Raw genomic sequence first — 21,733 nt, 5'->3', positions numbered from 1 at the left:
TGTGGTTGAGTGAGTGCCGACGTCCAGGGAGGGGTCTGCCGATGGTTGACGAGATCGAGGGCCATCCCAGATTGCGGGTGGTCGGAGTCGGCAGTTCGGCCGGTGGACTGGACGCGGTCGCCAGGTTCCTCTCCGGAGCTCCGACCGCCGCTCCCTGGTGTTTCGTCGTGGCTCAGCACCGCGCTCCGAATCAGGACAGTGCGCTGGTGGAACTTCTCTCGCACCACACGTCGATGCCAGTGGTGGCCGCTGAGGAGGGAGCGAAGCTCGAACCAGGGGTCGTCTACGTGGGACCTCCCGGCTCGGACATCGTGGTCGCGGAGGAGTCGATACGACTTCCGCAAGCCAGTCCAACCAAGCGACCGTGGCCGAACATCGATCGATTGCTGGAGTTGTTGGCCGCGGAATTCGGCCCCGACGCCGTTGGGGTGATCCTGTCCGGCAGCGGCAGTGACGGTGCTGCCGGGGCGACCGCGATCCGCGATGGCGGCGGGGTCATTGCAGTCCAGGACCCGACAACCGCAGCATTCGAGCAGATGCCCACCTCCACCCTCGATACCGGGTCGGTGAATCTGACCGCTCCTGCCGAGTCCATCGGCACCGAACTGCACGACCTGTTGTTCGGCCGTTCGGCGCGCCCTGCGGACGAGCAGACCGGGTTCACAACGGACGAGACAGTGGCCGACCGACCGCGGTCGGAGGTCTCGACCGACACCCCGGATCTGGACGCGGCAGATCTGGCGACGATCATCGAGTGCCTGCGACTGACCACCGGCATCGACTATTCGGGCTACAAGCGTTCGACGTTGAGTCGGCAGATCGAGCGTCGTCGACACGGTAAAGGGATCTCGGTGGCCGAGTATGCCGCCTCGTTGCCGGACGACACCGCCGAAGCCGGTGCCCTGGCACGAGCGATTCTCGTCAGCGTCACGTCGTTCTTTCGCGACGGCGCAGTGTGGGAGAGCGTCGGAATGCGGTTGAAGACCGTGGTCCGCTCGCTTGCGGCTCACGAACCCCTCCGCCTGTGGATACCCGGATGTGCAACGGGAGAAGAGGCCTACACGATTGCGATGTTGGCCGCCGATGCTCTCGATGGAGCCGAGCACAGGAGCGGGCTGAGCAGCCGATTGAAGGTGTTCGCCACCGACCTCGACGACGCTGCGCTGACCGTGGCTCGGCGGGGCCAGTACCGCGCCGCCGAGATCGACGCCGTGCCACAGCGACTCCGTGACCGATGGATGTATCAGTCCACCGCCGGATGGGCAGTCGTCCCGGAACTGCGCGAGTGCATGGTCATCGCTCACCACAATGTGGCCTACGACCCGCCGTTTCCTCGTGTGCACCTGATCTCGCTCCGCAACACACTCATCTACTTCGAGTCGCGCCTCCAGGCACGAGTGATGGATCTGTGTCACTACGCTCTGGTGCCGGACGGGCTCGTCGTCCTCGGCCTGTCGGAGCGAATCTCCAATGTCGATGCAGTGTTCACCGCGGTCGACTACACACATCGAATCTACCGGCGAGGCGATTCGAGCCGACTGCCGTCCATCGCCGTGACTCGGCGCCTTCAAGCTCCACCGGCCAACGGCGGCAATTTCCCGAGCGGCACAGGCCCGACCCGCGCCGACGCCGAACTCCCGTACCGCCGCATACTCCAGATCACCTCGGCTCCGATGCTGATCGTCGACGACCGCGATGTACTGATCGAGGTGATCGGCGACGTCTCACGCTGGTGCACGGTCGGCGAGGGCAGACAGACCGGGGCGGTGACCGAGATCCTCCGGGAACCCTATCGCCTCACGGTGCGGACGCTACTGAGTCAACTGCGTCAAACCAATTCCACGACAGTGGAATTGGTGACCGGTGAGGGCAATCGTGTGCGAATCACGGGCGCTCAGGTATCGACGGAGTTCACCACCCGGACGGTCGTGTCGTTCCGCGCCGAGGAGGCTCTGCCCACGCACGGCACGGTGGATTCGTCCGCTACGGCGTCCACACCCGTCCTCGACATGAATGCGCAACTCGACTCCACGCAGCGCGCGCTGGAGGCCATCGTCGCCGACCTCGGATCCTCGAACGAGGAACTGCAAGCGATGAACGAAGAGCTGCAAGCATCCTCGGAGGAATTACAGGCCACCACCGAAGAAGCACAGGCCGCCAACGAGGAACTCGAAGCGACCAACGAAGAGCTGACGACCCTCAACCAGGAACTGCAAGCGCGCACCAACGAGGCGCAGCAGGCCAACACCGATCTCACCAACATCCAGTCGTCGCTCACCAGCGGACTGATCATCATCGACCGCGAACTGCGCGTCACCCGCTTCACTCCCCTGGCCGTCCGCTTGTTCTCGCTGATCGACGCGGACCGCGGCCGACCGCTCACAGCCATTCCCACCACTGTCGAGATCTCCGGCCTCGAGGACGACCTTCACGCGACCCTCGAACATCGCCAGTCGCGCATACGCGAAATCAGCAGCGCCACTGCCGACTACCTGTTGCAGACCCAACCTTATGTCGGTGCCGACGGCGACGTGCGGGGTGTCATCGTGGTGGTGACCGATGTCGGCGAGATCAGCGCCACGAGGCGGGCTCGTGATGCCGCACTGACCAACTTCCACCTCGTCGCGGACTCCATCCGCGAGATAGTCTGGCAGCGCGACGCCACCGGCACGCTGACCTTCATCAACTCACGCGTCGAGGAGATCTACGGTCTCGACCGCGACAGGGTCATGGCGGAGCCGCGGCTACTTCTGTCGACCGTGCACCCGGAAGACCGAGACCGAGTCGCCACTGTTTCTGCTGCCGCCGAACAGGATTGGAGATGCGAGTATCGCATCGTCCGTCCGGACGGATCGATTCGCTGGATCGAAGAAGTTACCCACACCATCCGTACGAGCGACCCCGCCGACCGACTGGTCATCGGTAGCGCCGTCGATGTCACCGACCGCCGCGTCTTCGAGGACCAGGCAGCGGAGCGCAGCGCCGTACTCGACGCACTCTTCGGTACGGTCACTGCCGGAATCGTCGTGCTCGATCGCGAGAACCGGATACTGTCCGTCAGCACCGGTTTCACGGCCATCACCCGATTCGAGCCTCACGAATTGATAGGAACGAGTCTGTCGATGCTCATCGATCGAAGGGCCGGCGGCATGCCCCCGTCACCCGAGATCGAACCGGGACTGCCGGACAACGGTGCGTTCGACAGCTGGACGGTCGTCGACGCACATGGGTCCTCGCATCCGATCAGCATCGAATTCCATGCTGTACCGGTGAAATCCGACTCGCCCGCCGGACCACATTCGGTTGCAGTCGTTCACGACACCTCACGGATACGCGAGATCAGCGCCGACCTGGCCGCTCGGGAACAGTTCGACCGACACACCGGGCTGCTCACCAGGCAGTTCTTTCGATCACGCCTCGCCGAGCTTCTGAATTCCGGGACCACGAGAGTCGCGGCACTGTGGATCGACCTGGACGGCTTCAAGGAGATCAACGATCGCTTCGGGCATCGTGCAGGCGATCTCGTACTGAGCACGGTTGCGGCACGACTGCAGCAGGCGGCACGCCGACACGACATCGTCGGTCGTCTCGGCGGTGACGAGTTCGCCGTTCTCGTCACCCGAAGCGAGGACACGGACAGCCTCGAGATGCTGGCGCACAGAATCCTTCAGGACTTACGGAACCCGATCTCACTCGTCGACACGACGGTGTACGTCTCGGCATCGATCGGCATCGCACTGAGTCCAGGCGACGGCACGACTGCGGACGAACTGCTGCACAACGCCGACACGGCCATGTACGAGGCGAAGAAGTCCGGCCGTGACCGACATACGTACTTCGCTGCAAGTATGAACGCGATCGCGGACGAGCGGGCATCGATCCGGCACGAGCTGGGAGAAGCGTTCCGCAACAAGGATTTCGAGTTGCACTATCAGCCGATCGTCGATGTGAGCACCGGACGAGTGACGATGCTGGAGGCACTGGTCCGATGGCGGAGGAACGGGGTCGTCGTTTCCGCTCAGGAGTTCATCGACCACGCCACCCAGACGGGCCATCTCCGGGCCTTGGGAAAGATCGTTCTCACGTTGCTCGATGCGGATCTGACTACACTCGAGAGCAAGCTCGGTCAGACCCGCCCGCGGGTGGCGGCGAACTTCTCCGGAATCGAACTCGACGAACGCGACGTCATCGACCGTCTCATCACCTGGGCACCACCGGGAGGGTTCGACAAGCTCGTCATCGAAGTCACCGAATCCGCATTGCTCGACGAGCACGGTCGTGCCCGAGACACCCTGGGCATCCTGAAGCGTTTCGGCGCGAAGATCAGCATCGACGACTTCGGCACCGGATACTCGAACCTCGAGCTGCTCGACAGACTCGAACCGGACGTCATCAAGATCGACCGATCTCTGCTGCAGCGAGCATCGAGTCACCCGCGCGGCCGAGCCATCCTCGATGCCGCTGTGCGACTGGCGAAAGCGCTCGACGCAGAGACCGTCGTCGAAGGCGTGGAAAGCCAACAGATGTGGGACTACGTGTGCACACTCGGTGTGGACATGGCGCAGGGGTACCACATTGCCCGACCGATGCCGCTGCGCCAGGCGATCGACTGGATCGCCGCGGCCGATTCGGCCCGTTAGATCAGGACAGAGACGCGAGTATCCCTTCGGCGCTGCGGGCGGCCAGGGCGCACGAATTGGACGTGAAGCGATCCAGCAGTGGATGCTCGGACAGCGCTCGCCACTTGTGCACGGCCGCCAGCGCGGTGTCGCGCTGCTCGGCGCGTCCGGCATCGGGAGGCAGATCGAGGCGCTCGGTGGCGGCGATGCCGAAGCCGCCGATGATGCGCTGCAGCTCGAGCAGTCCGCCGTCGGGCAATTTGGGTGTGGTGGAGCGCAAACGGCCGAGCAGACGCAATTCGGCGAAGCCGTGCACGTCGGCGAGCATTCGGCCGGCTTCGGTGCGAAGCGCGTGAGATTCCGGCCTGAACTCCAGGATCCGTTGCAGGGCAACCAGAGCCGAATGCAACTTGAGCTGATCGGCGCGCTGACCGAATTGCACGTCGATCACCGAACGAAGTTCGGTGAGCCCGCTGCGCTCGACCAGATCGGCAGCCAGCGTGGGCGAATCGCGCACCCCGAGCCTGATCAACGTCACAGCCATCCGAATACCGAACAGCCCGAACCGATCGACGATGCTGGCCCGCAGCGATGCATCGACCGGAAGCGTGCTCTCCGCACGTACGAACCGATCGGCCGAGAGCATCGCCAACTGCAGATCCTCGGTGGGCACCGTGGCCAGCATCTCGAACGCCGCGAACTCGTTCTGCCGCAACGTTTCCGCTCCGAGCGCAAGCAGACCTGCAACCGGAACCACGGCCTGGCACAGGCCGGTGGCCTCGAGTTCGGACGCGAAGCGCGCGGCGACCTCCTTGGCCGACATCATCGCGTCCATCCGCCCCGAACCCACCTCGTCGGCCCGCGAGACGACGCCGATCACACCGAGCGGTCCCGAATCGCCGCCCACGTGCGCACCGATCTGCCCGAGAAACGACACGTCGGTCGCATTGAGGGTGCGCAGCAGATACACGACGGCGTCTGCACCCGAGGACGAGTTCTCGGGCGTGAGCATCGCCAACGTACGCGCCGACACGTCTCGCGAGAGGGACGAGGTACCGGGGGTGTCGATGATCGTCGTCTGCGCCAAAGCGCTTGCGGGCCATTCGACGTCGAGTCGATCGACCTGCGCGGCCGTCAACGACCCGAGGTCGAAGGTCAATCGCCCGTCGCGCCGTTGCACCGGCACGTTCGCGGCCCGGTCGCCGTCGTACCAGGCCGTGACGGCGGGTGTGACGCCGTTGCGGTACCACGTGACGACCTTCGTGCACTCGGTTGCGTCGGTCGGGGCAATGTCCTGTCCGACAAGAGAATTGAGCAGGGTGGATTTACCTGCCTTGAGTGATCCCGCGAGAGCCACTCGCAGCGGCTCGTCCAAGCGGTACAGGCATTCGTCGAGCATCCAGGACGCTTCGGCATCACCGGAGTACGTCGATCGTGCCGCCGAGATGAGATCGCGGGCCCGGGCGAGAGCCGCCACGCTCATACGGCGGCGTCCTCGACCAAAGACACTGCCCGAGAATTCAGTTCGGCTACCACCCGCATGTCCTTCTCCAGCGCGGCGATGCGAGCGGCACGGTCGGTGTTGTCGGCAGCGGCGGCCTCCTGCGCCGAGCGCAACGACTCGTTGAGCGAGCGCAGCGTCTGCTCGGCGATCGAGGTGAAGTGATCACGCAGGACTCGCTGAATCTGCCGCAGCCGGTCCTTGGACTCCTTGCCCACCTGGAAGCTGACGTCGTCGGTGAATCGCCTGATCGCGATCTTGGCCTCGGAACGCCGCGCTTTGACGCGGTTCTCCTTGTCCTCCTTGTACGCCTTGGTGCCGAGCAGTACGCCCGCACCGATCGAGATCGGGTTGAGCAGACTCAATCCGACGAACGTGGTGATCAGGCCGAACATCAGCACACCGCCGTAGGATCCGCGCATTCCCACCAGGACCTTCTGGGTGATTCCGATACGACCGGATTCCAGATCGGCCAGGGACGAGACGGGATCGAGGACGTTGTCGAGATCACCGAGATCCAGATCGGGTAGCGCCGCCGCTCCGGACGAGGCGAAGTGTTCGGCAACCAACTCCGAAAGCCACAGTGCCCGTTCGTGAGCCCACACGAAGTTGTCGCCCACCGACGCGGCGATCTGCTCCTCGAGCCACTCGCCGAGCTGCGGCCAGTCCTTGCCCGGATCCCCCTCGTCGACGGTCTCTTCCGCTTCCCGGGTCACTCGCCGCAACCGGTCGCGCAGATCGTGATCGATGTCGGAGGCGAGATCGGCGATTCCGTCACCGAGCGTCTGCTGCCATTGCGACGACCGCTTGTGCAGCTCCTCGGCAGCGGACTTGGCGCGCTGCAGACCGGCGACGGCCGCGGCTGCCCGCTCCGGATCCTTCAGTGCCGCAAGCTCACTGCCGAACGAGAGTGTCAGATGTTCGGTGACGGATCGGACGTCGAGCGAGACCGAGGAGCGGGCCAGCACATCCGCCCGGGCCACCACGTCGTCCCGCAGAAACGCGTAGAGCTGTTGGAAACCGGATTCGGCGTTGAGTTCCTCGTCGTTCAAACGCAGTGCGTGCGAACGCAACAGAGACGAGACCGGCAACATCTGGACGTCGATGCCTGCGCGGTCCAGGTGTCCACGATTGGCCTCGACGATCTGCCGCCAGTGCGGATACAGATCGATCTTGGTGATCAGCACCGCCACGGCCGGGCACAGTCCCTGCACCTGTCGGAGAAAGCACAGTTCCGGCTCGGTGAATTCGCGCGAGGCGTCGGACACGACGAGCACCGCGTCGGCCGACGGAATGAGACCCAATGTGCCTGCAGCGTGCGGATTCGTGTGCCCGCCGACTCCTGGAGTGTCGACCAACACCAGGCCGTCGGCGAGCAACGGACTCGCCACCCCGATGTCCAGGCGCAACACTTCACGGCCCTGGGCCAGCGGACTGGCCGGGGTGACCGTCGTGATCTGTTCGGGCGGAACGTCGACTCGGATGGGCTCGTTGCCCGGATCGGCGAGTACGAGCTGCGCGGACAGGCTCTCGGCGTTGGACACCACGGTCGGGATGGCGGTGGTCTCGTCGTCGCCGACCGAGCACACCGTCAGATTGAGCAGCGAATTCACGAACTGACTCTTGCCCTGCTTGAGCGGTCCGACCACGATGATGCGTCGACGTGGATCCAGCACTCGCGAGCGCGCCGCCTCGACTCGATCCACCAGGTCGGATCTTCCCGCCGATGTCGCCACCGCCGCGGTTCGGCTCAGCAGCTCGGCCAGCTCCGTAGATTGCCCGTCCATACGCTCGTGCTCACAACCGTTCTCGTCGACTTCCGCGGTACCCGGGCTTCAACCGACGCCCAGGAACGAACTCTAGCTACGACTCGGCCCCGAGTGCCGGTGAACACTCGGGGCCGAGTCATGTCATCGCCTACCCGCAGGCGAGAGGATCAGGGCTGCGTCGGGTCGAAGTCGTGATCGACGGTCACATGTCCCAGCGAGTCGGCTGCCGAATCCACCGAACCGTGCAGGCTCGAGTCGCTGAACAGGCTCGAATCGGTCTCGCCCTGACCGAAGACGTCCGAGTCGACGCTCGACCAGCCGGTGCCGGTCGCGGTAGCCGTGGAATCGAAAGAGCTGGAGTGATCGAACGATCCCGACGCCGCGGAGGAAAGGCTGCCGCCTGCGTCTGCCAGTCCCTCGGCACCCGACTGCAGGCCACCGGTGAGGCTGCCTGCGGCCTGGCCACCGATGTCGGCAGCGGAATCAAACCCGCCGCCCGCGGAAGCCGCAGCGTCCGCACCAGCATCCAAACCCGCACCCACAGTGGACGCGAAGTCGCCTCCGATCGAGGCACCGGTATCCAGTCCTGCACCGACGTTGGAGGCGATCTCGCCGCCCACCGAGGTTCCGGCGTCGACGACTCCGCCCGCGGCACCTTCGAGGCCACCGGCAACCGAGCCTGCAGCTCCCGCGGCACCTTCGAGGCCCGCACCTGCGGACGCTGCGGCATCGATTCCGCCGCTCACCGCACCCGAGACGGCTCCTTCGAGTCCGGCTCCGGCCGAGGCCGCGGCATCCACGCCGCCTGCGACTCCGCCTGCCACTCCGCCCGCGATACCGCCGCCGAGGCTGCCGAGTCCGGCCAGACCGCCGGTCAGGCCCGCACCTGCATCACCCACACCGGCGAGCCCGCCGGCCACACCTGCACCGACATCTCCGACGGCCGCCAGGCCACCGGTCACATCCGCGCCCACGTTTCCGACGGCCGCCAGGCCACCGGTGAGGTCTGCGCCCGCGTTTCCGACGGCCGCCAGGCCACCTGTCACATCTGCACCGACGTTTCCGAAGGCCGCCAGGCCACCGGTCAGATCGGCACCGACATTCCCGACGCCGGCGAGGCCACCGGTCAGATCAGCACCGACATTTCCGAGGCCTGCGAGTCCTCCGGTGAGGCCCGCGCCCAGTCCGCCGAGTCCGGCCAGGCCGCCCGACAGGTCTGCGCCGAGTCCGCCGACTCCGGCGAGTGCTCCTTCGACGGTTCCCGAGAGGTCTGCTCCGGCGGCAACCGCGGTGTCGATCGCTCCGACGAGTCCTGCGCTGACGTCGGCTCCGGCTCCGAGTGCGGCTCCGAGGTCGAGTGCTGCGCTGGTGTCGAGTACCGATTCGAGGGCGGTACCGAGCTGGGCTCCGGCTGCTCCGCCGACGCCGAATGCCGTTCCGAGAATGCCTTCGAGGCCGCCGGCAACTCCGCCCGCAAGTCCGCCTTCGAGTCCGCCGACAAGTCCGCCGCCGATGCCTGCGCCTGCTCCGATCGTGCCGTCGAGTGCAGCGTCGAGAGCGGCGGTGAGACTGCCGACTGCGCTGGTGTCGAGATCGAGTGCGGTTCCCAGTGCGCCACCGACCACTGCGCCGAGGTTGCCGCCCGCGGCCAGCAAGGCGTCCACGTCGAGGTCAGCGAGCGCACCTGCGTCGAGGACGGCTCCGAGTGCGGATCCGATGGATCCTGCGATGGCACCGTCTGCGGCGAAGAGACCGCCCAGGCTCGCGCCGACTCCGCCGGCGAGGTCGCCGACCAGTGCGCCACCTGCACCGAGCGCTCCATCGAGTGCGGCGCCGATGTCGGTGGTCAGGTCTGCTCCGATGGTTCCGAGTCCGCCGAGCGCGCCGCCGATTCCGGCGGTCAGAGCGGTGCCGAGGTCACCCGCGATGTCCAGTCCGGCTCCGGCACCGAGTGCGGCGTCGAACACTCCTCCGAGGGCAGCGCCGAGCTCTGCACCGATGGTTCCGCCGACTCCGAAGACCGCACCGAGAGCGCCGGCCAGGCCGCCCTGGATGTCGGCCAGTGCGCCGAGATCGATGGCACCGGTCGCGCCGATGGCGGCGTCGAGTGCGGCCTGCAGCTGTGCGGCGATGTCTCCGCTGATCTCGCCGCCGATGCCTGCGCCTGCTCCGATCAGGCCGGTCAGTGCAGCGCCGAGTCCGACGGTTCCGCCGAGCAGACCGTCGAGGTCCAGATCCACGCCGCCGCCGAGCCCGCCGCCGATACCTGCGCCTGCACCGATCAGAGCGTCGAGTGCGCCGCCGAAGGCAGTGCCGAGCTCGAGACCGATCTGGCCTCCGACGGCCAACGCTGCAGCGAGTGCTGCCTGCAGGGAAGCAGCGATCTCACCGGTGACGTCGATTCCGCCGGTCAGGCTGCCGCCCGCTGCGAGTCCGCCGCCTGCGACTGCGCCTGCTGCCAATCCGAGTCCGGCGGACAGTCCGCCACCGAGGCTCGCGCCTCCGGCGAGTGCGCCGTCGAGTCCCGCCGACCCGCCTGCACCCAGGATGGCCGAGAGCTGGCTGCCCGCACCGGCGAACAGTCCCGACTCCGCGACCAGAGGTGCGACCGCGACGATGTCGGCGTGAGTGACGTCGCCGAGTCCCGCGGCGGCCAGCGTCGTCTCGGGATTGGCGCAGTAGGCGGCTGCGGCCTGGTCGTCGCGCAGCAGGCTGAGGATGAAATCGAGTACGGCGTTGGTAGCCATCGTGGGTCTCCTTGACGAGGGGTGCTTCGTGGTTGATCACAAAGCTATGCACCGCAGAGCCCCCGCCCAACGGGGCCGATCCCCCTACTCCCCCGGGGGTTGCCAGGGGACTTCGATTAGGGGATCTCGGCGCTTTAGGGGATTTCACTCGTTTCACGCTCTAACCTGCTGTGAGACGTAACGAATAGGTAGCTTCTGCCGACAGTGCGAGTAACGGCAGTAGTACCGACGGCAGGGCGAGACGAAGGCGGCGACACGAACATGAACGGCAGGAGTGGAGCCCGCGGAATGACAGAGACAGGGCTCGGCATACGTATCGGTTCGGTGACGGCGGCGGCCGCACTGGACACCGATCCCGTCACCTCGGTGGTCAAGCGTTCGGCACTCGACCTCCGCCCGGGCGAAGCCCCGCGTCTGGCAGAGCTGTGGGACCGGTCCACTCGGAATCTGATCAGCGGCTTCGCCGACCGGGTCGGCGATCCGGTGGAACTGATCGACGACGACGGCCGCAGCCATCACGCCGAGGACCTGTACGCCACCGCTGCTCGCGCGCTCGTCGCCGAGGCCTCCGCCGGAACCGAGTCCGCTCCTACCGTCGTCGTCACTCACCCCACTCGCTGGACCGCGTACACCGCGGAGGTTCTCGGTGACGCGCTGGACCGCGCGGGGCTCACCGACGTCACGCTGGTCCCGGAGTCCGTCGCAACGATGCGCTGGCTCGAAGTCACCCGAGGAACGCAGTCCGATGGCCTGGCCGTGGTCTACGACCTCGGTGCGACCGCACTCGACGTCACTCTGATGCGCACCGGCTCCGAGGCAGGCACCGTCGGCACCGGGGTTCACTCGCAGGAGTACGGCGGAGCGCAGTTCGATCACGCGATCATGCAGTACGTGCTCGACACCGTCTCGGGCAGCCAGTCCTTCGAATTCGATCCCTTCGATCCCGATACCGTCGGCGCGCTGGTGGAACTGCGGGCACGCTGCGGTGAAGCGAAGGAACAACTCTCCTACGACACCTCGACGTCCCTGACGGTCGACCTGCCGGGCCTGCACACCGAGGTTCGCCTGGTGCGCTCCGAGCTCGAAGAACTGGTGCGCGCATCGCTGCTCGGGTCGATCGGGGTGGTACGCGACGCCGTCACGGCCGCCGGCCTCGACGTCACCGACATCGACCAGGTGGTCCTCGTCGGTGGCAGCTCGGCCATACCACTGGTCGCCGAGCTGATGTCGTCCGAACTGCGTGCACCCGTGGTCGCCGGACCGCGTCCCGAACTGACCGTCGCAATCGGTGCCGCGATTCTCGGCAGCGACATCGCCGACGCCTCCGCCGCCGACAACGCCGCAGCCCTGGCCGCGGTGCCCACCACGGCCGTGGCGTCCGCTGCGGCAGCCGCGCCGATGCCTCGCCCCACTCCCCGGCCTGCACCGACGCCGACCGCCGTCGAATCCGACGCAGGGATGTCCGGTCGCAAGAAGGCCGGCGTCGTCGCCGGATCCGTTCTCGTCCTCGCCCTTCTCGCCGGCGGAGGCCTGTCGGTGGGAACGGCGTTGACCTCCGACAACACCACTCCGGCCGAATCGAACGCGGAGACCTCGATCTCGAGCACCGAGACACCGGGAACCACCGCGGCAGTGGCGGATGCCGCCACGACAACAGCGGCCACCGGCGAGAACGGTGCCGCCGCAACCGGATCCGAGAGCGCACCGACCACGGTGGTCAACGCCGACGGCTCGGTGACGCAGATCGACCCCGTCACCGGCGCTCCGGTCGCGGGCTCCCCGGCCCCGGCCCCCGCCGACAACGGCGCGGCCACGGTGCCGACCATCCCGTCCGTCGCTGCACCGACCGTTCCCAACTACCAACCGCCTGCCGTGCAGGTTCCCCAGGCACCGAGCGTGCAGGTTCCCAGCTACCAGGGGCCCACTCTCGGCGATGTCGGACAGGGCGTCGGTAACGGGCTCGGCGGAGTGGTCGGCGGCGTCGGTGACGGACTCGGCGGTGTCGTCGGCGGCGTCGGTGACGGACTCGGCGGAGCCCTCGGCGGCCTGACCGGCCGATAGGTCGACCGTGACCAGCACCCGTTCCGGACTCGTCGGCGTCGAGCGTGCCGATCGTTTCGTCCGTGATGCTCTCGTCGCCAACGGATTTCATGTCGTCGTCGGAGTGAACGGCTCCGGCCGATCCGCGGTTCTCGAGTCCGTTGCGGCGGCGACGGACGTGTACGCGGGCACCATCGCCGACGCACCGTCCGGCTCCACGGTTCTCGTCGATGATGCGCACTTGCTTTCGGAGCAGCGGCTCGACGAGATCGCTGCGGCTGCAACACGATCGGACATCACTCTGATCGTCGCCACCGCGCCGCGCAGCTTCGATTCACGAATCGAGAAGTTGATCGCCTCCGCCGGTTCCAACCGTTTGACACTGGTTCCGCTGGACAAGGTGGCCATCGCGGCCAGGGCAGCAGCAACCGTCCGGCCGATCTCGGCCTCGCTCGCCGCTACCGTCGCCAAGGCGACCGGCGGAGTTCTCGCCGCTGTCGACGCGGCCCTGGGTGCGCTCGGCGGCGACCGTTCCGATCCGGCTCCGCTCCGCGTGGTCGCCGAATCGATTGCCGAACAGCACCGTCGGATGTTGATCGAGACCACCGACGACACGCGGGCACTGCTGCTCGCAGCTCGATTCGGCGTCACACCCGACCCTGCAGCGGCCGCGCAGATCGTTCCACGCGCCACCGATGTCGAGTCGATCGTCGACCTGGCCTGCAGCTCCGGCATGCTCGACACCACGGGCACGTTGATTCCGTCCGCCGAGGCCCCGCTGATCGAGATGATCGGAGACGGGCGCTGCCGCGTCCTGCTCTCGTCGATCACCGAGGTCGCCACCCGATCCCGCCTGCTCGACGCCACCGCGGCACGTGCGTTGGCCGAGCGCGGCGTCGTTCATGCCGGGCTCGCGGATTTCCTTGTTCAGCAGGCAGATTCGGCTCCCGCAGATGCCGCCGGTGCCCTGTACAGCGCGGCCGTCGATGCAGGGTTCGATTCGGTGGTGCTGGCTGCGAGACGGTCCGAGGTCGCGGCGGCAACCGGGGATCTGGACGAGGCGGCGAGATTCGCCGATGTGGTGCTCGACGGAGCTGCCGGGTGCGATGCGGCGGATCTGCGGACTGCGGTGCGAGTGTCGGCGTCGATTGCCGCGCAACGCGGAATGGCCTCGCGCAGTGCGCAATTGTTCACGTGGCTCGGCGAGGACCGACTCGGACCCGACGCCGTGTGGGCCGCCCTGTCCGCTGCGGCGGCCGGTGATCGCGCCGCCGCCGATCGTTCGATGGCTGCCGTGTCCGCACTCGCGCCGACGTCGAGTATCGCGTCGGGCAGTCTGCTCGTCACCGGAGTGCTCGAGTCGATCGAATCGCGGAGCGCAGCGGCCTCCAGTGCTGCCGCGAATGCACTGATGCGGGCAATGACGTTGACGGGCAATGCTTCCGATCGCTCGTGCACCCCGGATACCGCCGCCGCCGTCGCGGCCTTGCACGCGGTGCACTGCGGGGACCTGCCCCGCGTCGATTCCATCGTGGCGCGGGCACTCGGCGAACACCGTCCGGGTTCCGAGGCACACACCAGACTGAGCCTCGTCGGGGCCTGGGCGTCGATGCTGCGGGGAGATACCGCCGATGCAGGTGCCGCGATCGAGGCACTGCGGATTCCGGCGTCGCACGTGCGCAATCAATTGTTCCTGCATGCGATTCGGGTGGGCCTGGCTCGCAGGTCCGGTGACGCAGGGTCACTGATCACCGCGTGGACCCAGGCGCAGAACGTGATCGCCGAGTACTCCGCCGACCTGTTCGCGCTGCTGCCCCTGGGCGAATTACTCTTGGCCGCAACTCGACTCGGCCAGGTGGACCGCGTCGAGCATCTGGTGTCGCAGGCCACCGATCTGCTCGCAGCGCTCGGTGATCCACCCGTATGGGCATCGGCGCTGCACTGGTACCAGGTCCAGGCGGCCATCGTGGCCCAGACTCCCGACGCGTTGGTGCCGCACGCCAAGGCCCTGGCCGCAGCCGCTCCGACCCACCCGTACAGCGCCGCACTCGCCGCGGCCGGTCGCGCATGGCTCGGGGTGTTGCAGGGCAGACCCGACGCGACCGAGGTGGAGAATTCCGCACGCACACTGACTGCCTTCGGGCTGCCCTGGGATGGAGCCCGACTGGCGAGCGAGGCCGCACTGACCGTCACCGATACCGCGACGGCGACCTCGCTGCTGCACATCGCCAGGTCGTTGCGCCAACCCAGCTCGACCGGGCGAGACAGCCCCAGATCGACGCCGCAGCCGACGGGCTCGCTGAGCGAACGCGAGGCCGAGGTCGCCGAACTGCTCGTCCTCGGCGTCACCTATCGCGAGGTCGGCAGCCGGCTCTACATCTCCCCGAAGACCGTCGAGCATCACGTGGCCCGCATCAGGCGCAGGCTCGGGGCCCAGTCGCGGTCGGAGCTGATCTCGATGCTGCGCGCCATGGGGTACGGGGCCTCGACCAGCGCGGGCGTCGACCCTGTAACTGTGCGAGGACCGGGAGCGACATAACGACCGAGCAAACCTCCCCGAGTCCAGAACAGGTAGCAGCCCCATGACCGAGCAGCCCGGCAGTGCGAGTGTCGGCGCACCGGATGTCGGCCTCTACCTCGACGACGAACGCGCCGTCGCCGCCGTGTCCCATCCGATTGCGCCCGGACCGTCGTTGCATCTGGCGTCACTGCACTCGACCGTGCTCAACACTCATCCCGACGGCACCGTCTCACTCGGAGATGCGACCGACGACGATTCCGAGGCCTACACACACTTTCTCGACTCCCTCGCCGACGGCGTGGGTGTCACCGGCAGCAAGGGCACCGTCTTCCCTGCCGAGCAACTGACGTCGATGGCCCTGTTGTGCCTGCTCACCGAGGTGGCGTCGTCGATCGATCTGCAGCCGCGCGATCTGGCGGCGGCCGCGACCTACCCTGCCCGCTGGACGGCCGAGCAGGTGTTCGCGCTGCGTTCGGCGATGAACGCGCACGGCCTTGCCCACGTTTCACTGGTGGCCGAAGCGGACGCGCTCGCCGCGTGGAACGCATCGGTCCTGCAGACCCTGCAGAAGAAGGACACCGCCGTCGCCGCCGCACGCGGCGCTGCGATTCTGGCTGCGCGGTTCCCGGTCGACGCCGTCACCGAGCGGTTCGCGGTGGTCGGCCCGACGAGATCCGACCGTCGCCCACTCTTCGCTGCGGCAGCGTTCGCCGCCGCGTTGACCGTCGGTGCCGCGCTCGTCGCGCTGCAACTCGGCACGTCCACCGACACCGCGGTCCCCACCATCGACAACGCCCAGGTGGTGCCGCCCACGTCGTCGATCCGCTCCGGTTCGGGTGGCCCGATCGACTTCCCCACCGTCGTCGTCGAGCCGGCCGCCGAGATCGCTCCCGTCGTTCCGCTGCCTGCGACCACGACGGAAGAGACGACCCCGCCCGAAACCTCCGACCGCCCGCGGAGCGAGCCGACCGAGACCGACATCGAGACGCGCCCAGCGATCGAGGCACCCGAGGACACCGACCCCGAGGAGCCTCCGATTTTCGTCGAACCGGACGAGCCGGAACTGCCGGTCGAGGAGAACACCGACGAGCCCGCCGAGACTCCCGAATCCGACCAGGACGACGAGCAGACCGCTTCCGAGCAGAGTCCGGCGGCCCGCGGCGGCACACCCTCCGACCGAGCGCAGAACGACCGATCGACAGGGGCAACTCCATGACCGGTGCCGGGCATCTCGGAATCACCGTGGGCAACACCAGGTCCGTCGCTGCCTACCGCGCATCGGTGGAGGACGAACCGACGATCGTCGTCCTGCCGACGACCCTGCGATTCGACGAGGACGGCCGAGCCCACCTCGGTGAACCCGCCGACACTGCCCCGTTCACCCGGTTCGTCGATCTCGTCGGTCAGCAGGAAGATCTCGAGCCCGACGCCGACGCGTACCGCGCCGAGGACTTGATGGCCAACGCCGCCAACTGCCTCGTCACGATGGTGTCCGCGAAGGCCGGCGTGGCAGGCGAGATGCCCGTCACGACCATGACGTACCCGACGCGGTGGACCCGGGCTGCCGTCGCCCTGCTGCGTGACGCCCTCGATCACACGGGCCTCACCGACGTTGCCCTGGTGCCGGACGCCAAAGCCGCCAGCGCGTTCGCGCAGCCGAGTCCGGGAGCTGCGGTCACGGTGGTCGACATCGGTGCCACCGGCACCGACGTCTCCACCTTTCCCGGAGGTGGGACGGTGCGTAGCACCGCCGTCGGCGGAGACGCCTTCACCGACGCGCTCTTCGATCACGTGGTGACCGATCGCGAGCACATCGACCTGTCCGACGCGGCAGTCCTGGCGGCCCTTGCAGGTGTGGTCGCCTCGTGCGAGGCGGCCAAGCAGACCCTGAGCACGGCCGAAACCGCCACGATCTCGGTCGAACTTCCCGGTGTCTCGCAATCCACGACGGTGACACGAGCCGAGTTCGCGGAACTCGTCGCGCCGTTGCTCCACCGGCTCGACGTGCCGGGGACCGGCACCGTGATACTCACCGGCGCCAGCGCTGCACTCCCGTCGGTGGCGACTGACATCGGTGAACGCTCGTCGGGCCCAGTACTCGTCGAGCCGCTCGCCGCGACCCGCGGCGCACTGGTGCTCGCCGAGGTCGAAGACGTCGACGGCAACTCCCTGGTGACCGGGGCAGCGCCGATCGTCACCCGCAACGACGGCACGGAGTCCCTCGACACCGACGCCATCCCGGTCGTCGCGCCGGAGCCGTCGCTCGCCTTCTCCGAGGCAATTCCAGCCGTCGCTCCGGTGTTCGACCATTCCGAATTTCGATCCGAGCCGATCGTTCCGGTCGACGAGAACGCGTCGAACACCGGTTCTGCACCCGTCGTTCCTGCCGTTGCCGCTGGATCGGTGGGGGTGAAGAAGGAACGCAGCGAGCGCTCCCGGACGATCGCCACCATCGTTGCCGGTGCCGCGGCAGGCGTGGTCATCGTGCTCGCGATCGCGGCAGTGAGCGGAGTGTTCGGCACCGCCCCCGCCGCGACACCTCCGACGGTCACCGATGCCGGCTCGCCGATCGTCACCTCGACTCGCGCGCCGTCGACCACCACCTCGAGCCCGGTCGAGCCCGTCGTGGTTCCGGAGGTGATCGACGAGCCGACGTACGAGCCGTACGTCCCGCCCGCGCCTGCTCCCCAGCCTGCCCCTCCGCCCGCACCGGTGCCGACGACGGTGGTGCCAACCACGCCGCCCGTGGTCACCACGACTCCGGTGACGACCACCCCCGTCGCAACCACGACCACGGCGACGACCACCACGACCTCGGCTTCGGTGACAACCACGACCGAACCGGTCGCCAACCGCTGAGCTGCACGAACACTGATTCTGCGCCCGATGCCCTAGGGTGGGTCGCTGATGCCAAGCACCCGATGAAGGGATTTCATGCGTAACACCGGGGCGCTGCGTGCCGCAGTGCTGTGTTCGACGGCTTTTGTTCTTCTTGCTTCGTTCTCCGGGACAGCAGCAGCGGACCCCGTCGTCCAGTCACCCGCCGATCAGCTTCCCCGCGAGCTCGTCGAGGCCGTGCAGCGAGATCTGAAGATCTCCCCGCAGGAGTACCTCGATCGTGCTGCCCGCGCACAGGAACTGTCTGCTTACGCGTCGGACTTCCGGGCCAGCCGTCCCGCAGATTTCGCCGGTGCCTGGATCGGACCCGACGGCAATGCCGTCGTCGCCGTCACCTCGCCTGCTGCGGCACAGGCCGTCGCCAAGGACGGATACGCCACCGCGCAGTCGCCCGTGTCGGCAGACGGACTCGAGAAGTCGCTGGCAGACCTCAACAGTTGGATCGCAGGCCTTCCCCGCGAGATCTCCGAGCAGATCAACGGTACGGCCATCGACTTCATCGACAATCAGATCGTCATCGATCTGGTGAACAGTCCGATCGGTAGCGCACTGAATCTGCCGACGCTGCTGGCGAACATCAAGGTCATCCTGTCCCCCGGCGGAAACAAGCCGGTCGACCCGACTCCGATGGGCGGCGACACCTACGTCACCACCTCGGGACCCATCGCCGACGCTCCGGCCACCGACATCAGCATCTGCTCGTTCGGCTTCAACGCCGTCGACCCCTCCGGTGCCGCCGTCAATCTCACCGCAGGCCACTGCAACCCCGACAAGGCCACCGGATCCGGCGGCGCACCGGTCTACCTTCCCGATCCGGCCGACATCTCGCGCAGCACGCAGATCGGGTCCTTCGACCGGTCCAGCCTGGGCGCGGCAGACGGCCTCGACTGGTCGGTCATCGCACTGAACGACACCGGGATCGCATCCGGACTCGACCGCCCCACCGTCCGTGGAGCGAACGGCAGCACCGTCACCGTCACCGGAACCGCGGCTCCTGTGATCGGAGCGCCGGTCTGCAAGTCCGGGCAGTCGTCGTCGTTCACCTGTGGAGTGGTTGCGGCCGATCGCGTCGAGACCCAGCTCTACATGGAGGACGGAACGTCCCGCACCGTGCGCGGATTCGCCAGCACCGCATGCACTCTCGCAGGCGACAGCGGTGGAGCCATCGTGACCGGGACACTCGCCCTCGGAATCACCAGCGGATCCAACAGCGGCGGCGCACCCGACTGCAACGAGGCGAACCTCGCTCTGGCGCAGTACGGCGGCACCGCCAGCCTGGGCATTCCCATCGATCAGGTCACGCGCGCAACCGGAGCCACGCTGCGAACCGACTGAGTCGGGTACTTCGGGAGCCGTTCACCGCCTATAGTCGTACGTCAGGGTGAACGGCATCACATTTTCTGATGCCCGGGGGAGAGGTTTCTATGCGTCGCCGTGCTTTCCGGCTGTCGATCGTCGCAGTTCCGCTTCTGGCGACGATGGCGGTGTTCGCACCGACCGCGAGCGCAGAACCAGGATTGCCACCCGCGCTCGCCGACGCCGTGGCCCGTGACCTCGGGTTGACTCCGCAGCAGTTCCTCGACCGGGCGGACGCGGCACGCCGACTGGCCGACTTCACCGACGCTGTCGGCTCCGACGGGGTCACGAACGCGTGGCTCGATGGCGACGGACGCCCCGTCGTCGCGGTGGCGGACGGACCGACCCGCGCCGACGTGGCCGATGCCGCATCGGCCAGCGGTTTCGAGGTCGATGCCGCGCCTATCGTGATCCCGCCGGCAGTGTTCGATGCCGTCCAGCCGCTGTTGGACCTGCTCCCGTTCGATCCGTCACCGACGGCAGGCCCGATCCGTGCGAGTTCGTATCTCGGCGGCGACAGCTTTCTCGCAGGTACACCGGCCGGCCTCGGTCAGCGTTGCTCCCTCGGGTTCAATGCCGTCGACCCGACGTACGGATCGGTGAACATCACTGCAGGACACTGCAATCCGAGTACCACCGATACCGGTTCCGCAGCACTGACGGGCGCGTACCCGATGTGCGGCAGCCTCGTGGGCTCGAAATTCGGAACGTTCTACCGAACCAGCCAGTCGCGCAACGATTACGCCTTGATCGACATCGACGATGCCAACGTGGCCGAATTCGAGAGCAACGCAGTGCGAGTCCCCGGAGCGGGCCCGCTACACGTCACCGGCACTGTCGACCCGATCGTGGGCGCTCCGGTCTGCAAATCTGGATCCAGAACCGGATTCAGTTGCGGCACCATTCTTTCCACGGGCCAGCAGGTAGCACTGGGCAACAATGTCCTGGACCGTGGTTTCTCCACCTCCATCTGCGCGCTGCGCGGCGACAGTGGCGGCCCCGTCGTCAGCGGCACCCTCGCCGTCGGCATCGCAAGTGCATCGAACGTGGGAGATCAACCATCCTGCGAGATCGCGACCGTCGTCAGCATGCTGCAGGGTCAGCGACCCGAACTGTTCGCCACCCCCATCAACGACGTACTCGCCGAGAACCCCGGTCTGACCATCCGTACGTCCTAGTCGTTCGACGGGCGCAGACGTGACAGCACCGCGTAGCCGACCCTCCGCGCGTACGCGACCCGCGGGGAGAGCTCCCATCGAAGCAGCAAACTCACCAGGATCGGCGAGCCGACCGTGCGGCTGGGTACGCCCACCACAGCCAACACGTCGTAGCCGGACGTGGACCACGCCTTCTTGTTGTCGTTGACACCTACACCCTGATCCAACACGGTCACGTCGAGTTCGTCGTGCGTCTGGATCAGCCATTCCACCATCTGATGACCGGGTTGATACTTCGCAACTGCGGGATCGTGGTGCGTCAGCCACGACTCGAGTCGCGATCCTGTGCGGATGCAGATCTCGTGCGCGCACCATCGCCCGTCGACGCTCACTCCTACAAGAGCCAATCTGCCGGCCGCTGCTTCACCGAGCAGAAAGGCCTTGGCCGACGCCGAGGGATCGGCAGGCGAGCTCTCCGTGAGGTAATTCGTGCGATCGGTGTGACGCGTCGACGCCGCGGCCAACCTGGAAATGTCCGCCCAACGCAGCTCGAGGTGCTCGGCATCGCGGATGGTTTCCACCACCAGGGGACTCCCGGACCGCTCGGCCTGACGTCTGTACTTCTCGAGCCGCTTCAGCGACTTGTGCCCACGCACATTGCGTGCGGTACTGCCCGGCGGTACGTCGATGACCGGAACTCGCTCCCGCACGAGCGAATCCGAACGCCACCGCGGGTGCGCAGCGAGCGCCTCGATGGCAGTTCGGTTGTCGATCATCGAGTCCGCGTAGTAGATCAGCCCGTGATCGTCGATCGAATCCCAGAGAGCGCGAGACGCCGCGTCGTCCTCACTGAGCAATTCGGTCGGGACGCCCTGCCCGTTCCCGAGAATCCTCGCCACCTTCACCGGACCCATTCGCGTGACGAACATCGGGGCTAATGCCACCAGACGCCCACCTCGACGTACATGCACGAAGGCGAGCTCACTTCCCGCCGGCCGTGGGGCATTCAGTGCGTAACCGGGGCGGGAGGAGAAGACCGTGCCGACCCGTTCCGCCAACGCATCCCACTCATCGCGTAGCTCGTCGGTGAGCCTTGTGTCCATGCCCCCACAAAAGGGTTCACAG

At 67.1% G+C, this 21,733-nt stretch carries 11 protein-coding genes; 7 read left to right on the top strand and 4 right to left on the bottom strand.

Annotated elements, in window-relative coordinates:
- Positions 1-41 precede the first annotated feature (41 nt).
- Positions 42-4,640 carry an EAL domain-containing protein gene (locus CH251_RS11400; protein WP_094613302.1) on the top strand — a complete coding sequence of 1,533 codons (4,599 nt, stop codon included), beginning with the start codon at positions 42-44 and terminating at the stop codon, positions 4,638-4,640.
- Position 4,641: 1 nt separating this feature from the next.
- On the opposite strand, the gene CH251_RS11395 is transcribed toward CH251_RS11400, so the two are convergent.
- The 3 genes from CH251_RS11395 to CH251_RS11385 all read right to left on the bottom strand — a co-directional run bounded on the left by CH251_RS11395 (position 4,642) and on the right by CH251_RS11385 (position 10,636).
- The gene (locus CH251_RS11395; protein WP_094613301.1) at positions 4,642-6,102 is read right to left on the bottom strand and encodes a dynamin family protein; all 1,461 of its coding nucleotides are present in this window, start codon (positions 6,100-6,102) and stop codon (positions 4,642-4,644) included.
- Entirely contained in the window at positions 6,099-7,907 is a 1,809-nt protein-coding gene (locus CH251_RS11390) for a dynamin family protein (protein ID WP_094613300.1), read from the bottom strand. The genes CH251_RS11395 and CH251_RS11390 overlap by 4 nt, the downstream gene beginning before the upstream one ends.
- Before the next feature lie 149 nt (positions 7,908-8,056).
- A complete protein-coding gene (locus CH251_RS11385) occupies positions 8,057-10,636 on the bottom strand; it encodes an IniB N-terminal domain-containing protein (protein WP_094613299.1) in 2,580 nt (859 codons plus the stop codon).
- A gap of 288 nt (positions 10,637-10,924) precedes the next feature.
- Between CH251_RS11385 and CH251_RS11380 the strand changes: the two genes are divergently transcribed.
- The 6 genes from CH251_RS11380 (at position 10,925) to CH251_RS11355 (ending at position 20,629) form a co-directional block, all read left to right on the top strand.
- The gene (locus CH251_RS11380) at positions 10,925-12,697 is read left to right on the top strand and encodes an Hsp70 family protein (RefSeq protein ID WP_094613298.1); all 1,773 of its coding nucleotides are present in this window, start codon (positions 10,925-10,927) and stop codon (positions 12,695-12,697) included.
- A gap of 7 nt (positions 12,698-12,704) precedes the next feature.
- Positions 12,705-15,215 (top strand): helix-turn-helix transcriptional regulator, encoded by a 2,511-nt coding sequence (locus CH251_RS11375; protein ID WP_094613297.1) that lies wholly within the window; start codon positions 12,705-12,707, stop codon positions 15,213-15,215.
- Between the two features lie 43 nt (positions 15,216-15,258).
- Entirely contained in the window at positions 15,259-16,413 is a 1,155-nt protein-coding gene (locus CH251_RS11370; protein WP_094613296.1) for a hypothetical protein, read from the top strand.
- Positions 16,410-18,056 carry an Hsp70 family protein gene (locus CH251_RS11365; RefSeq protein WP_094613295.1) on the top strand — a complete coding sequence of 549 codons (1,647 nt, stop codon included), beginning with the start codon at positions 16,410-16,412 and terminating at the stop codon, positions 18,054-18,056. Before CH251_RS11370 ends, CH251_RS11365 begins: the two co-directional genes overlap by 4 nt.
- Before the next feature lie 75 nt (positions 18,057-18,131).
- A complete protein-coding gene (locus CH251_RS11360) occupies positions 18,132-19,430 on the top strand; it encodes a S1 family peptidase (RefSeq protein ID WP_179273448.1) in 1,299 nt (432 codons plus the stop codon).
- An 89-nt stretch (positions 19,431-19,519) separates the two neighbouring features.
- Positions 19,520-20,629, top strand: coding sequence for a S1 family peptidase (locus CH251_RS11355; RefSeq protein ID WP_094613294.1), 1,110 nt, complete (start codon positions 19,520-19,522; stop codon positions 20,627-20,629).
- Here the strand turns inward: CH251_RS11355 and CH251_RS11350 are convergent.
- A complete protein-coding gene (locus CH251_RS11350; protein WP_179273447.1) occupies positions 20,626-21,711 on the bottom strand; it encodes a GNAT family N-acetyltransferase in 1,086 nt (361 codons plus the stop codon). The two genes, CH251_RS11355 and CH251_RS11350, sit on opposite strands and share 4 nt — an antisense overlap.
- Positions 21,712-21,733: the final 22 nt, after the last annotated feature.

Source organism: Rhodococcus sp. 06-462-5 (genome assembly GCF_002258315.1).
Classification (GTDB): domain Bacteria; phylum Actinomycetota; class Actinomycetes; order Mycobacteriales; family Mycobacteriaceae; genus Rhodococcoides.
This window is presented reverse-complemented; position numbering and strand designations above follow the sequence as displayed.